The organism is Pseudarthrobacter sp. NPDC058329 (genome assembly GCF_042879835.1).
Taxonomy (GTDB): domain Bacteria; phylum Actinomycetota; class Actinomycetes; order Actinomycetales; family Micrococcaceae; genus Arthrobacter.
This window is the reverse complement of sequence record NZ_JBHVZR010000009.1, coordinates 140,564-154,288: the sequence shown is the minus strand read 5'-3', so window position 1 is coordinate 154,288 and position 13,725 is coordinate 140,564. Positions and strand designations below refer to the sequence as shown.

The following is a 13,725-nucleotide window of genomic DNA, read 5'->3' as shown; positions in this document are numbered from 1 at the left end:
CGGACGGTCACGGAAGTACCGAGAGCATGCGGTTCATCCGCTCATGCCGCGCGCGGAATGTCCTCCGCATCTGTCCCATCAGCACCGTACGATCCACCCGGGCGCCAAACGGTCCGGCGAACCGCAGGGTGTCGGTGTAGCGGCTCCCTGTGCCGTCATCCACAGCAGTATGGGTGTGGTGGAAGTACCGGAAAAAGCCCCGCACCTGTTGATCACTGAATTCGTGGCCTGGCGTGTAGGAGTCGATGAACGCCACCCACTGGACAGGGATTACGTTCTTCAGCCACCAGCGGAAGTGGTAGGTGCCGCCCAGCTCACCCGTCTCCGTTGACGACCAGATGACCTGCATCCGGTCGGGCATGATCGCAATGAAGTTCTGGCGCTGCAGGCAGAAGTCGATTACGACGGCGGCGGGCTTCGGGAACCACGACTCCACCCGCAGTTCACACACTTCGTCGGGCTCCTCAAGGAGCGCAAGACCACCCATGCGGCTGCGGCCGGCATATGTGAGTGCAGAGCGTTTCTGATCGGCGATCGCCGAAGTTGAGTCAGTGGCCAATGCTTCCCCCCCGGGCATTTGGTCGATGCAACGTTGATACGCTGCTCTAGCGTCGCCTCCAACGAGGCGGCGCTACGAGAGCCAGTATACGCTTCAGGCAACCCTTCATTGCATCAACAATCAGGATTATTACGCCTTGACTTTTCCCTTGCCTTTTTCGCGCTACGGCTCGCCGACTGATGTCCGCTGGTGGTGCGAGCCTGTCTCAGCGTTCGCGGACATGCCGGTTCCGGCCGACGATGCTGCACGGATTGGCCGCCTCGCGCGGGACGTTGACCGATTGCGCGCTGTGGCGGGGACTGTGCTGCTGAGGCGTGCCGTAGCCCGCATCAGCGGAGTGTCGACGGCTGACCTGCGGGTCTTGCGAACCTGCCGACGCTGCGGCTCGGACCGACATGGAAAGCCCTGGTTCCCCGAAACCGACGTTCACGCCTCCGCCAGTCACAGTGGCTGGTTCGTCGCCGTTGCGGTGGCGGCACGGCCCGTCGGCATCGACATTGAGGCGATCGCCGCTCATGCCTCGGGTGAGTGGGGGCTCGACGAATGGGTCCGAGTGGAGAGTGTGCTCAAGGCAACCGGCGACGGGCTCGCCGTCGACCCTCGCAGTGTCGAGCTGAGGCTCGACGGAGACCACCGGCGCGTCACCGCATATGGCGAGGGAACGTTAGATGCCGTGACCGTCGACCTGCCCACGGGGGCCTGCGCGGTGGGTGCAGTCACCGTTCTCGGCACCGGACCGCTGGTCCTGAAACGAGGCGACCTACGAGATCTCGATGAGGCCGACGGCGTCCGCCAGTAGGTCAGCCCCAGGATTCGACGGTAGTGGTCATGCGGCATTGATGAAGCTCGGCAGGTCCTCCGCGACGGCATCCGGATAAGCCGATCGCCTTCGGAAGGCTGAGACACAGGGAATTTGTAGCTGGGCAACCCTTGTCTCGCGATGAGGTTGCGCAGTTCGTCCTCGCTTAGTGCCGAGTGACAGAAAACTCTCCAGGTGGCAAGCCCCTGATCATGGCGCTCCCCTAGCCAATTAACAAATGCCGATAACCGGCGGTGCCGCCCTGAGTTGGGAAGCTTGAGCGCTCCAAGAGCCGGAGTTGCGGGACCTCCCCAGACCACTCAGAACGGCTCGCAATCCGCAGTCGTCCATGATCAGATGAGCGAATTTCTCGTCCGATGACGGCCAAGACAAACGCACCGTCAACGTCCGCCGTCGAGAACGCTAAGCCCGCACCGGTATTGACCATCTACATTGACCCTGAGAAAAAGCGGAGGCTGCTGGAGAAGGCCGCGATGTTGGACGAGATTCGGATCCGCAATGGCCAGGAGCCCAAGTATGGGCCGCTCGGCAGGGCGGCCGTCACTTTGCTACGGGAACTCCTTACCAATTGGACGCAGAGCTGGGTGGCCCGGGAGAATCGAAGTCTTCGGCCTGATAAGCGGTCATAGGTTTCGCCTTGCTGACCTAATGAGTTTTGACCAAGCGGTGTCGTCTGAACCGTGCACGACTGGGGTGGGATTCTCCAACACCTTTTGTGCTTCGGTCGTGAATGCAGTCCAAAGAACGTCCAGCCTGTGGTCGCGATGAGCTTGGCGATATTTTTCGAGATCCACAGGTCCCCCAAAGTACGCATCCTTTAGATCAGCCAGAAGGCCAGCGTCTCCCGTGGCTTCTGCGTACTGCATGATCCTGGCTTTGTTGGCCATATTGAGTTGCGTCCAACGCGTCGGTGAGTAGTAAACCCTGTCTAGCCGTAGCCGAGCCTTAACGCGCCTGCCGGCCGTAATCATGCTTTCTGGCCCGACAATCACAAGTAAGTCCAAGGCACGAGTAACTGCCCCTTCCTTGTCGTCAATGTCAGCGTGTGTCTTCAGCAGATCCTTCGACTTCGGCTCGGAGTAATCCTCAGTGAGGTCCTCCGCGCCGATCGATTTCCCGCGCGCTGAAATCGCCTCGTAAGTGTCGCGGGTTGCCATGATGAATTCGACATAGGCCTCGCGCCGCTTCTCCTGGAGCCACCTATGGTGTTCCCTCGCCTCAGTCCTTCTGAGAGCATAGAGGCCGATAAGAGCGGAAAAGGCGGCGGCAACTGCAGCGATGATGGCGGCGACCGTTCCGATCTGGGCCTCAGGACCCGCAGCTGCCACCTGTGTCTCGTACAGTAACCATCGCACTACTTGATATTGCCTCAGCGCCCCTTCAGCATTGGGTATCGACGCGGCCTAGGTTCGGCTCCAGGGATCAATCATTGGCAAGCAACGAGCCCCAAGGTTCGGCAAACCCGGTGCTGAATAGCTTCAGGGCCGCACTTCGCCTGGCTATGGTAGCTAGGTGACTGTTGCTGATGATGTTGTGCATAAACGCCCGAGGTTCTTGACGATCGAGCAGGTGGCCGAGGAGCTGGCAGTTGGGGCGCCGACTGTTCGACAGCTGCTGAGGACGGGCGATCTGCGGGGGCTGCCGGCCACCGCAGATCTGTCGAAACGTCATCGATAATTACTAGGGTCACCTCGCGCATTGCCCTAAGGCAGGGCCCATCACCGATGGCCTGCTCCAGATGATCCAGCTCCACCGTGCGGGTTCCGCTGACCGCGGCATTAAGGGGCGTGCGCCTAAGCTTCACAGTCACCGCACAGACGATATCGTCGCAGGCAGCTTCCGAGACCGCCGCCGCGTGCTGGCCGGGACGGGGGAACTGCAGACCTCGGAGCCGTCACGATTAGCCCGGACGGCAGAAGCGTCGAGACCCACACCCGGTCCTGGTCCACAGGACAAGCGATCACCGACCAAGCCACGTCCAGGCGGTTGGGGTACCCACTCCCGATATGGAGCAGCGCGCCGCGCAGGCGGCACCGGTTCCTTTAGTTTGAGCCATGATCACGTCCATGGTTCTGCCCTTCACGGTAACCGGCGGACACATCGACGACACCGGCTGGCAGCCGGCAAATGCAGAGGAGAAACCTAACCAAATGGACCCGGTATCGACCTCATCGATTCACCCTCGGCAAGATGCAACCGTCGAGTAGGCGCCCAATCCTCCACAGTAATCACCCACCCGGCTCAGTTTCTACCGTCACTGACAGCTTTGGCCGGGCGTCTGTCGTCGTTATTACCCGAACCAAGAGCGCCGACAAGGCAAAAAGGGACGCAATAACGCTGCAGTAACGGTCGTCCGTATTTAGTAGTCATCGTTGGGCTCCTCCTTTGAGCATTAGGAGGAGCACGCAAGTCAGTCGAGGGAGGATGACCGACAGCGTTCGTCTTCATGGACACATGTTTTCGAGCCAGGCCACCTCCTGCAGACCCACGGCAGCGGTCTACTGGATGCGTCTGGAACGCGGGTAAGGAAATGAGTGAGCAATGCCTCAAGAATCTAGTCGTCGCGATACTCCCAAATCTGGTCGCGAGTTCAAAGTTGTATTCGCTGATGTCCTGCTCACGGAAGAACAAGCAGTTGTCATCCAGCGAAATATCGAAGCGGCTGTTCTTCAGAGTTTGAGCGAACTAGACATCACAGACATCGCAATGGATGACCTTGATGAAGTCGCAAGGCAAGAAAGTCTTTCCCCTCAAGCGTTGGATCGGCAGCGACTTTTGCAAACAGACGGCCTCATCGCACGAGACTTGTCGCTATGAGCGAGAGTGACAAAATTTGTCCAAGTGGTCCCTGCGATGTTGGGTCCTCGCTACTGGGCATTGTGAACGCCGATGGGAGAATCGGCTACGTGCGACCCCTGATACCTATTACTCCCAAATTCGTAGCCGCGGCAGCGAACTCGACTTCGAGTCCAACTAAACGTTACCGGTTTGCTACTCCTTGTGCTGAAGAAGCTTGCGCCCAATGGAGTTCTGAAAGATGCGGAGTTATAGATCGACTTGCAGCAACATTGTCCGACCGGGAAACTGATGCCAAGCAAGACCTACCCAACTGTGGCATCCGCAAGGATTGCCGCTGGTTTGCACAACGTGGTCGCATAGCCTGCGACATTTGCCCGCTTGTTATCACCGACAAGCGTTGATTGAAGAAGAGTGAATAGGAGAAATAAAATGAGCATGAAACAACCTGAAGCCAGGGAAACTAGCCCTCGGGTCCAGAAGTCGAATCTAACGGATGTGGGATTCTCACCTGAGGAAAAGAAGCAGATCGAGGATGCTGCTCTGCAGTTATTCGGCATAATAAATGCGGTTCGTGATGAACGTCCCATGCCCGAAGCCACGACCTGCACGGTCGAGCTCGGCTGGGATGGCGGTCCGGTCGCCAAAGTGTCTTGCACGTTCGACATTTAGGCATGTATGCCCACTGAAGATGAACTTGTCCAAGCACTGGATCTTGTTAGTCAGCCACCTGGTGCTCCGGCATTGCAGTCACTGAGCCGCTCGGAGTTGTTGGAGCTTCGCGCCATCAGGCGTTGGACGAAGGCACGCGGGATCGTGGGGTACGGCCTGGCAGAACGAGTGACCATGGGCCAGTCCGTTGACGGCGATCTGACTCTCAAGGTATACGTTTCGAAGAAGAAGACGAAGCGTCAACTACCTGTACGGGAGAGGGTCCCGCGCTTCGCAAGTCTCCCCGGCTTACAGACTGAAATTCCCTTGGATGTTGAAGAAATTGGCGACCAGCGGCTGCAGAACAACTACAGGATCCGCCCTCTCCGTCCCGGAAGCAGTATCGGGGTAGTAGGAGGGGAGACAGGAACCCTGGGTTGCCTCGTACGGCTGCTAAACCCATCCAATACGCTGATGCTGCTAAGCAATAACCATGTGCTAGCGGGTTCGGGAAGGCTTTCAAAAGGGGCGGTTATAGTGCAACCCGGACCCGACGACGGTGGCACCGTAACTGGCGATTCCGTCGGATCACTTTTCGAAACCGTCGCCTTTAATTTTGATCTGGGATTTAATAATCTGTGTGACGCCGCAGTCTGTATGGTTTCCAACGCTACAGAAACGAATCCGGCGATGCCAAACATTGCCCTTAGGAGTACAGCTGAAAAAGTCACTAGGGGGCAGCAAATCCAGAAGCATGGTCGTACAACTGGGCACACAACTGGTTCGGTGAAAGACGTCAACTATAGAACATTCATGAATTTTCCTAAGCCCAACGGAAGCAGCGGAAAGGCGGGGTTTCTAGATCAAGTTCTCTGCTCCAGGTACAGCAAGCCGGGTGATTCAGGCGCTCTGATCTGCGACATGAACGGATCGCCGGTCGGGCTGCATTGGTGTGGTTCCAACATCGTTAGTGTTTTCAGTCCTATTTCTTTTGTATTGGATGCATTGAAGATTGAAGAAATTATCACTGAGACGTAGATTGATGACTGAAATTCAGTCCGATGATTGTCTACAAGCTCTCGATGAGAATGCGAGCCTTATTAGTAGTGTGCCAAGCGTAGTCGGTATGGGAATAGGTAGTGACTCCTCGGGCCGCTGTTATATAGCTGTATATGTTTCGACGGCTTTAGGTGCGGCCCAGATACCGCCCTATTTTAGGGTAAAGCGAAAGGATAAGTCGATTGTTAGCATACCTGTTCATGTTTTTGAGCAGGGGGTTCTGGAGCCCGAAGATGGACTGCCGGAGAGTTCCCACTAATGTGAAAAGTAGCCAGGCATGGCTACGGCCGCGATATGCGGATAACCGACACGGTGTAAAGCTGTTGGCTGCCCGTCCTATCAGATGACAAGGCCCTCTCCCGCGTCGTCGATCTGATTGGCTTCAGATATTGCCGGTCGATACCCTCCGGGGGAGCGACTCCAAAGGAAATGCTCGAACACGGCGCGTTCGCGTTGAGCTGCACCCCGAGTGGGCGTGGAGGCGCGCCACGACGCGACACCACCCCAACCCGACGTCAGGCAGCGGCTCGAGAAGTTTCAGAGTTGCGCCGCTTTAAACCGCCGGACGTGAACGCGCCGGAGCGCGGGGCTACCGGATCTTCCGCCCTGCGGAGCGGGACCACGAAGTATTGCTCGACATCGACTTCGACTCGGTCGCCGAAGCCGGCGCATTCCTCGACATCCTGCGCACCAAGGTGTGGCCTTCCTCAGAGAAATCTCCGGCCAAGGTCTGCGAGGCCAAAACACACATCCTGGAGATGGTCGAGGCCCGGGAGTACTGACTATCCTCGGAAACATTGCTCCCCGGCCACATCCTGCAACTGAATCGTCTGCGGCACCGCGCTCTAAAAGGACGACGGTGCGCCGGAATGAAGTCCGCGCACATCTACTTCACCGGTGGCCCAGCCATCGGAAGTCAGCCCACCAATAGCGGTCTCCTACGTTCAGCCTTACATAACGTCCGCTATCGGCTTCGAACATTCACTCCTAGACCGACCAAAGAGCGCGGGATCTCATGAGAAGGCGGCCTGGCAACACTGCCGAGTATCGAGTTCGCCGAAGCGGGAACAACAGCGTGATGACGTGGGTTGCAGTCTCGTCAGAAAAAAGCACAGAAAAAACATCAGAAATGAGAATCACCTAAGTGGCAGCCGATTACGACGAAGTCCGTTCCGACATCAAAGAATCCCAGGACCGTCCTCTGGAGGCCTGCAGTCCGCGAATGCCCCAGATGCCCGCAGCGTTGTTAGCGAACTCGACGAGGCCGATGTCCTCGCTGAAGGTCTGACTCCGGGGGAGATACTGCCTGATCGCCCACTGGGTAAGCCCGGCGGTGCCGGGCTGTCGCTCCTGCTTCCGGTGTGGATTGGCTGTACTCCCAAAAAGGTTCCACGACACACCGCCGGCTGGATCACGGGCGTGGCGGCCGCGGCCGCCGCGCCATTTTTTCTGCCTTATCTTCTCTGCGCAGTCTTTGGCGCAATCGAGACTGGTCACACCGTGAAGATCGCGGCTTGGATTGAACCTCGGTCCTTGTCTTCCAGGATGGCTTCGACGGCGATATTGTCGTCTTCTACACGCCGTACGACTAGATCCACTACAAGCAGGTCCGGGACGTTCCAGAGATCTCCCGATGGCCGCAGGTGAAGGACCAGGGTTGCCGGTTGGACAGTGCCGCCGGGGAGTTGCTCATCTGCGGGGATTAAACCCTGATGGTTGCCGCCCGCCCCTGAGCGGCCTCTGGCTAGGTAAACCTGTTTCAAGGCGTCGGTGGCACCCGGCCGTCGACGTTTGCCCTGTTCAGGCCGCCTTTACTGTGTAACACTTCGTGACATGAACGATCCCAGAAGCCGGATTCTGCCACTCCTTCGCCAGGGTGAAAGGCTGCTGTGGGTGGGCCAACCGGACCCACGAGTTCGTTTTACCGGTGCGGATGCCTTTCTGATCCCGTTCAGTATTCTCTGGGGTGGCTTCGCCATCTTCTGGGAGTTCATGGCTGCCACCACGGCCGAGCAGCCCTTCTTTGTGCTCTGGGGCATCCCCTTCGTGCTGGTGGGCCTCTATTTCATCTTCGGCAGGTTCATCTACAAGAAGCGACGGAAGCTCCGCACAATCTATGGGCTCACCGATCGCCGGGCAATCGTCTGCACAGGAGACCGATCGGTTTCAGAGTCGCCCGTCAACGGGATGCCGACCAAGGTCGATCGATCCAAAGACGGGCGCCATGTCAGCGTTACTTTCGGGTCTCAAGGCGTGGCCGGTCTTTTCGGCATGGGAATGTACCAAAACACAGGCATGGACTTCTTCAGCCTTGGACTCGGGCAAACGGTGGCCTTCTACGACGTCGAGGACACCGGGGAACTGCTCAATGCCTTGGACCAAGCCAGAGTCAGCTGAGGTCAGGAGGGGGAACCCACGGCTGGGAACCCCTGGAGGAGCTTTTGGTCGAGAACGATCCGGACGTGACGGCCTGACTTCGGCCCGGGCTGCAATTACACACTCCCTGACATCTGGTGGCTGACCGTTTGGGCAGGGGGCTGAAGAGGCGTAGCGGAGGTAAGTGCCCGCCCTTAGACTCACGCCATGAGTAAGTGGTGGCGGGATCTGTCCCCGGGCCTCCGGGCGGCGATAGTAGGTGCCCTCGCCTTTGCCTTCTACACGGGCTGTCTCCTGCTCATCTTCCGGGACAGCCTCGACAGCGCCCTGGTGAGCGGGTTGTTCTACGCGCTTATTTTTGCCGGAGGCACCTACTTCACCAGAAACGCCTCCGTAGAACCGCGGCGAGGCTCGAAGAGCATGGTCAGTCGTTGATGTTCCTGCGGTACCCGAACTCGCCGCCGGGTTCTCTGAGCGGTATCTGGCAGATGGGCGTTGCCAACCCGGGGCCGGGCGGGATCGACTTCCAACCGGCGGTCTACGAAGAGCTGATACCCAGCGGCCGCAGCAAGTCACTCAATGGACTCCGGACCACCGACTTGCCGCCCCGTGCATCTAACCGCCACGACAACAAGCAGGCCGTGCCGTTCGGCTTCCAGATCATCACGCTGGACTCAGACGGCGGCCTCATCGAGATCGCCGTCAGCCCCGCGACGCTGCAGAGGATCCAGGACGCCGTCGAACCGGCACCGTCGTAGCCTCTTGCCATAAGATCCGCTCAAGCACCTTGCCGCGGGATGCGAGCCAGTGGTTCAGTTCACATTGCAGAGTGACGGGACGAAGAAGGTGTGGTTGACGGGCTGCTAGGAGCCTAAAATTATGGAAGGGTGGCGCAGGTTCACGACGCCGCCTACTCGGCAAGAAGGATTGCATCATGTTCAGGTCGCTGCTTTGCAGATTGAACCTAGGACACCACTGGTCAGCTGAAGTTGGCCAGGACGGGATGTTCCACCGGCACTGCACATACTGCGGGAAAGTTGATCGCCGCGACGCCTCATGGTCCGGGCACCTTGCAGATGGGGACCATCCCTCTAACCCTGAGGGTCGGACTTACCATCGCTAATCCGGCAAAACATGACAGGCTGGGGACCGCCGCCCCTGTCTTGCCGGTACTCGTGATGGTGCTGGCTGGCTGTACAACTGAGCCTTCTCCCTCGAATTCGCCCGGCACGCCAGTGCCAGCGACCGTTCATCTGGAAGAGTTTGCCCGCAACGCCATCGATGCTGAAGCGACAGCCGTTGTTTTCCATGTCCGATACGGCGCCGCTGAAGCATCGGAAGCCTATGGCGTGCGGGAGCTTGTCTCGAGCACTCCAATAAATCCGGGGGCTGATTGGGGGCCGTCTTCACCGTTTCGGTGCCGATTTTGCGCCCGGCCGTTATGCCCGATAACGGCCCTGTGGCCGTCGCCGTCGTGGTGTTCGCTACTCACAGGGTTAGGAGCTTGTCTGGGTCCTGCCGGGAGGCGTATGCGACTGGGATTCGAAGGACGTAGCAACCGTGGCCGTCATGAGGTGCTCCCGTGGCGGGTGGCGGGTGGCGGCAAGGGCGGCGAGGTCGCGGATAAGCCGCTGCACCTCGTATTCCCGGCTCGTTGATAGCGAAGATTGCCGTACCGGGCGCGGCCGAACCAAGGGATTCTTGGGCGGGGCAGGAACCGGAGCCTGCCCGCCACGTGATTCTTCTACCAACGGTGCGCTGCTCATGTTCATACGTCCCCCCGACGTAGTCATTTCTGCTGTCTGCCAGTCACTCTAGGAAGCCAAAGGGACAAAACGGAAGTACGTTTGTCCAACCTCGGGAACTATTGTGCGGATCTTGAGATTCAGCTCCGCTGACGCGTAGAGGCTCTTGATGCGGCTGTTGCGGCGACGGTTCCTCACCACACCACCGCGCGGAGCCCGCGCCGCACCCCAAGTCGCGACCCGGGGCTTCGGCCCAGCCTGCGTGATGACAGGTCAGCGGCCTGCAGCAGGGGACCGAGGACCTGGAACGAGGTCTTACCGCTTCCGCAGTGTCCCGGCCGCCCTCAACTTCGGGCGCAAATCTGATAGAGCCTTCACCTGCGAACCTTCCCGGGCCCCAGCCGGCGTTGCCGCGGCGTATGCCCGGTTGAGGGCCGTGCCCGTCGGAATGGCCTGTGCTCCCGGCCGCTGTCGGCTTCAGGGGGAGGGGGAGCCGAAGCCACCAACGACGACCCGCTTCGGCGTCGGCGAAACCTCAGAATGACGAAGGCCATCAAGCCAAGCCAGGCAAACGCGACACCGAACACCAGCATCACTGCGGGGATTGAATCCATGGCTTATTTTAGGGACGGGCCGCCGTGAATGGTTCCCTTGATTTTCAAGGGTTACTGACATGTAATTGCGGCGATCTCGCCGTTATCCCTTCATGATCTTCGCCCCGCACGCGACCCCACAGGGGCTCCTTGTCACGCATAGGATAAACCGATAATCCGTGCTTGAAAGCGGGCCGTGCGTCCAGAGGTCACGGCAGCCGGGTGCCGCCCCTCGGACGCCCTGGACGCCGACAAGGTGACGGTCCAGCCGCTATCGTCACCCCACCACTGTGTCGCCGTGCCGGTGGGCGACCCGCCATTCCCCGTCCTCGCGGCGGTAGGCCTGTGTGGCCCGCAGTACATAGCTGCGCGGCTCGCCGTCCACCGAGGCCGAGGTGTGTTCGAGGCCGGGGTGTAGGCCAGGTCGCCCACGACGTCGTAAGAAATAAACTCGAACCTGTACGACGTGCAGTCAGAGAACTGCTTGGCAAGGCCGGTGAACAACTGGTCGAGCTCCGGCTGCCCGAAGGCGTTGCGCCAGGCTCCAAGGACGCTCACCGGTTCGTTGCGGGACCAAATCGCGCGGCGCGGGCCGACGTCACCTTTGTGGATCGCCAGTTCGGCGTCGTACAGCGCGGTCCTTACCCAAGCAAGGAAATCGCTGCGATCGCATCTCCCGGGGAGAATTAGAATTTCTGGCCTTAGAACAGAAGCCCGTGCCGCTCGACCAGCGGCATTGTCGCCTCGAAGTCCACCTCGGCGCCGTACTCCGCCGCGAGGGCTGGAAGCGTGTCGGGGGAGTGTTCGCCGCCGGGATCTGCAAGCCGGCGGAACAGTGCCTCGACTCCGCCCGGAACGATGATCTCCAGCACGTGGAGTTCGTCGTCGCCAGCGTTCCAGAAGGTGTGCCAGCGTCCGCGAGGCTTAGCTACCATGTCGCCCGGTGTTGCCGTGATCTCAAGACCCTCCTCGATCACCCCTAGTGTTCCGGCCAGCACGAACGTGTATTCGTCTTCCCGGCTGTGCCGGTGCATCGGCGCTGCCAGCATCTTCGGGGCGAGCACGTGCTCGACCAGCGCAACCCTGCCTGAGGAAGCCGCGCTCTCAAGAAGGTATCGATCCTGGAACCCCGGTTCTCCGGTGACGTCGCCCTCGCCTGCGCGGACAACGTGCGGACCAGCTGGTGTGCCCATACCGCCATGATAGGACCGCGTCCTCCGTGTGGGTACGCATGAATCCCAGCAGGGTCTGCAGTATTAGTGCCACAACACCGGCAACCGAAATGTGATGATCGATGGGCGCTTGGGGTTACTTGCCGTTCAAGAATGACGACGCGCCTGGACTGGCTGGATGAACTTGAAACGGAAGGAACGGAAGTCGTCCGTGGGGCACTTGCCAAGCCGGGCAATGGTTACGTCGAGGCTCCGGAGGGCAGCATTGCCATCGCCGCCGCTAGCATCGCTGCAGCCTGCCAGGGCAACCCGTCACGGGACCTCCCGGAGAACGTCGCCGACTGGGTGACCGCCCATGGGGCAGAACTCACCCCCGAGGATGTCGAGCTCGCCCTGGAAGCTGTCGAACGGGTCGCGGGGGAGAAGTCCGAGCTGGCCGAGCTGTGGGACGACGCCGACGAACCCGAATGGCGCGAATCCCTCGAAGACCTCTCAGAGCGTCTGTGCACTGCCCTGGGGTAGCCTATCGGGGACTGCTTCTGCTCCGTGCAATGACAGTTGCGGACGCGGATACGGCAGGATGGCTTCATGACTGACGTTCACCTCAGGGGACACCTCGTGTGCCGTGACACTGACGAGGTGGCTCTCGTCGTGCAGTATCTTGGTCAGCACATTGAGCTCACATGTGCCGAACCCGGCTGCATCTCGTTCCGCGTGGCTCCTACCGATGACCCCCTGGTGTGGCAGGTCCAGGAACGGTTCCACGACGCCGGCGCCTTCAAAGCTCACCAGGAGCGGGTGGCGGGTAGTGACTGGGGACGAGCCACCAAAGGAATCGAACGCCGCTACACCATAGAAGGACTCTAAACCGGTCTCCGGTATGGCGTCCCTCGCGTGTCACCTCGCCCCACCAGGCGGCCAAGAGCTAGGTCTAGGCTGCCTCGACATCAGCGGCTTGGGTCCCTACATCCTGGTCAGTTCGCTGGGCTTCGGTCCTGGGTCGCCGCCGGTCTTTGGCTAGGGCAATCAACAAGGTCAGGACGGTGACCATCCAGGCAAGCCCCGTAAGGAACACCAGGCCGATCGCCACTAAGGGGTGCATGGCGAAAGTCTAAGACGGCACGGGCTTGGAGACCCGGACGCAACACCGGATACGGGAAAGGGTGCGCCCGTTCGCTGAGCGCACCCTTTTCGTTTTCACCTCGCACCGGATCCCCATCCGACTCCAACCATATTAAGGTCGCCCTTCGAAGTCTTGTGCTGGACAGTGCAGTGCTGTTTAGATGGGCGGCCTTCATTGCTTGGCAGCTGTGCCCATAGTGTCATTGGCTATGAGCAGCAAAGAAACCGTGGTTAGCCCAAATGAATCCCTTCAGCGGGTCGTAATCGTCCACGGGTACGAGGCCTCGCCGGATGCGAATTGGTTTCCTTGGCTTCAACGCAAACTGGAGGCCGAAGGCATAGACGTCGCGGTTGTTCCTCTCCCGGACCCGGACGATCCTGATACGGCAGCGTGGGAGAACGCCGTCAGCGCGGCGCTTGGCGTGCCGGACGCGGCAACGGCGGTGGTGGCCCATTCGCTGGGTGCAATCACTGCACTGCGGGTCCTCGCAGCCTTGCCCAATTGGTGGGAGCTGGGCGTCCTTATCTTGGTAGCGGGTTTCGTCGAACGGCTGGACGCGTTGCCGGAACTGGATCGCTACCTGGCAGCTGACGTTGACGTCGAACGGCTGGCAAGAAGCATCCGAACGCGAACAGTAATCCGCTCTGAGACGGACCCTTTTGTACCGCCGGCAGCATCTGATGACCTCGCCAGACGCCTCGACGCGCAGCTGCAGGTCCATACGGAAGCCGGGCATTTCATGGCAAAAGATGGGGTGACCAGGTTTCCAGCGGTGCTCGACATCTTGCGGTCGCGCTGACGGAGGGTCTATGGGCGATGACCTAGACGATG

General features: G+C 59.8%; 17 protein-coding genes and 1 pseudogene. 12 read left to right on the top strand and 6 right to left on the bottom strand.

Annotated features, from left to right (window positions below):
• Positions 1-7 precede the first annotated feature (7 nt).
• Positions 8-559: a hypothetical protein gene (locus ACFVYC_RS13615; protein ID WP_387550762.1), complete on the bottom strand. Its 552-nt coding sequence runs from the start codon at positions 557-559 to the stop codon at positions 8-10.
• Between the two features lie 136 nt (positions 560-695).
• Between ACFVYC_RS13615 and ACFVYC_RS13610 the strand changes: the two genes are divergently transcribed.
• Positions 696-1,358 carry a 4'-phosphopantetheinyl transferase family protein gene (locus tag ACFVYC_RS13610; protein WP_387550759.1) on the top strand — a complete coding sequence of 221 codons (663 nt, stop codon included), beginning with the start codon at positions 696-698 and terminating at the stop codon, positions 1,356-1,358.
• 644 nt (positions 1,359-2,002) lie between these two features.
• On the opposite strand, the gene ACFVYC_RS13605 is transcribed toward ACFVYC_RS13610, so the two are convergent.
• The gene (locus tag ACFVYC_RS13605) at positions 2,003-2,734 is read right to left on the bottom strand and encodes a hypothetical protein (RefSeq protein WP_387550756.1); all 732 of its coding nucleotides are present in this window, start codon (positions 2,732-2,734) and stop codon (positions 2,003-2,005) included.
• A gap of 1,186 nt (positions 2,735-3,920) precedes the next feature.
• Between ACFVYC_RS13605 and ACFVYC_RS13600 the strand changes: the two genes are divergently transcribed.
• The 8 genes and pseudogenes from ACFVYC_RS13600 (at position 3,921) to ACFVYC_RS13565 (ending at position 9,019) form a co-directional block, all read left to right on the top strand.
• Positions 3,921-4,196, top strand: coding sequence for a hypothetical protein (locus ACFVYC_RS13600; RefSeq protein ID WP_387550753.1), 276 nt, complete (start codon positions 3,921-3,923; stop codon positions 4,194-4,196).
• A 411-nt stretch (positions 4,197-4,607) separates the two neighbouring features.
• Complete coding sequence (locus ACFVYC_RS13595; protein ID WP_387550750.1) at positions 4,608-4,847, top strand: hypothetical protein; 240 nt, start codon at positions 4,608-4,610, stop codon at positions 4,845-4,847.
• Positions 4,848-4,853: 6 nt separating this feature from the next.
• A complete protein-coding gene (locus tag ACFVYC_RS13590; protein ID WP_387550747.1) occupies positions 4,854-5,864 on the top strand; it encodes a hypothetical protein in 1,011 nt (336 codons plus the stop codon).
• Between the two features lie 650 nt (positions 5,865-6,514).
• Positions 6,515-6,667, top strand: a complete 153-nt coding sequence (locus ACFVYC_RS13585; protein ID WP_387550745.1) for a hypothetical protein — start codon at positions 6,515-6,517, stop codon at positions 6,665-6,667.
• Positions 6,668-7,029: 362 nt separating this feature from the next.
• A pseudogene (locus ACFVYC_RS13580) lies at positions 7,030-7,181 on the top strand (DUF4193 family protein); the annotation flags it as partial.
• 537 nt (positions 7,182-7,718) lie between these two features.
• Positions 7,719-8,282 carry a hypothetical protein gene (locus ACFVYC_RS13575; protein WP_387550742.1) on the top strand — a complete coding sequence of 188 codons (564 nt, stop codon included), beginning with the start codon at positions 7,719-7,721 and terminating at the stop codon, positions 8,280-8,282.
• 186 nt (positions 8,283-8,468) lie between these two features.
• Positions 8,469-8,696 carry a hypothetical protein gene (locus ACFVYC_RS13570; protein WP_387550740.1) on the top strand — a complete coding sequence of 76 codons (228 nt, stop codon included), beginning with the start codon at positions 8,469-8,471 and terminating at the stop codon, positions 8,694-8,696.
• Positions 8,693-9,019: a hypothetical protein gene (locus tag ACFVYC_RS13565; protein ID WP_387550737.1), complete on the top strand. Its 327-nt coding sequence runs from the start codon at positions 8,693-8,695 to the stop codon at positions 9,017-9,019. The genes ACFVYC_RS13570 and ACFVYC_RS13565 overlap by 4 nt, the downstream gene beginning before the upstream one ends.
• A 738-nt stretch (positions 9,020-9,757) precedes the next feature.
• Here ACFVYC_RS13565 and ACFVYC_RS13560 read toward each other — a convergent pair.
• The 3 genes from ACFVYC_RS13560 to ACFVYC_RS13550 all read right to left on the bottom strand — a co-directional run bounded on the left by ACFVYC_RS13560 (position 9,758) and on the right by ACFVYC_RS13550 (position 11,792).
• Entirely contained in the window at positions 9,758-9,898 is a 141-nt protein-coding gene (locus ACFVYC_RS13560) for a hypothetical protein (RefSeq protein ID WP_387550735.1), read from the bottom strand.
• Between the two features lie 978 nt (positions 9,899-10,876).
• Positions 10,877-10,984 (bottom strand): hypothetical protein, encoded by a 108-nt coding sequence (locus ACFVYC_RS13555; RefSeq protein WP_387550732.1) that lies wholly within the window; start codon positions 10,982-10,984, stop codon positions 10,877-10,879.
• Positions 10,985-11,300: 316 nt separating this feature from the next.
• On the bottom strand, positions 11,301-11,792 hold the full coding sequence (locus ACFVYC_RS13550) for a cupin domain-containing protein (protein WP_387550729.1): 492 nt from the start codon (positions 11,790-11,792) through the stop codon (positions 11,301-11,303).
• A gap of 132 nt (positions 11,793-11,924) precedes the next feature.
• Here ACFVYC_RS13550 and ACFVYC_RS13545 point away from each other — a divergent pair, with 132 nt between their 5' ends.
• A complete protein-coding gene (locus ACFVYC_RS13545) occupies positions 11,925-12,293 on the top strand; it encodes a DUF4259 domain-containing protein (RefSeq protein WP_387550726.1) in 369 nt (122 codons plus the stop codon).
• A gap of 66 nt (positions 12,294-12,359) precedes the next feature.
• Positions 12,360-12,638 (top strand): putative quinol monooxygenase, encoded by a 279-nt coding sequence (locus ACFVYC_RS13540; RefSeq protein ID WP_387550724.1) that lies wholly within the window; start codon positions 12,360-12,362, stop codon positions 12,636-12,638.
• A 64-nt stretch (positions 12,639-12,702) separates the two neighbouring features.
• On the opposite strand, the gene ACFVYC_RS13535 is transcribed toward ACFVYC_RS13540, so the two are convergent.
• Positions 12,703-12,873, bottom strand: coding sequence for a hypothetical protein (locus tag ACFVYC_RS13535; RefSeq protein ID WP_387550721.1), 171 nt, complete (start codon positions 12,871-12,873; stop codon positions 12,703-12,705).
• 229 nt (positions 12,874-13,102) lie between these two features.
• On the opposite strand from ACFVYC_RS13535, the gene ACFVYC_RS13530 reads away from it, so the two are divergent.
• Positions 13,103-13,693, top strand: a complete 591-nt coding sequence (locus ACFVYC_RS13530) for an RBBP9/YdeN family alpha/beta hydrolase (RefSeq protein ID WP_387550718.1) — start codon at positions 13,103-13,105, stop codon at positions 13,691-13,693.
• Positions 13,694-13,725 lie beyond the last annotated feature (32 nt).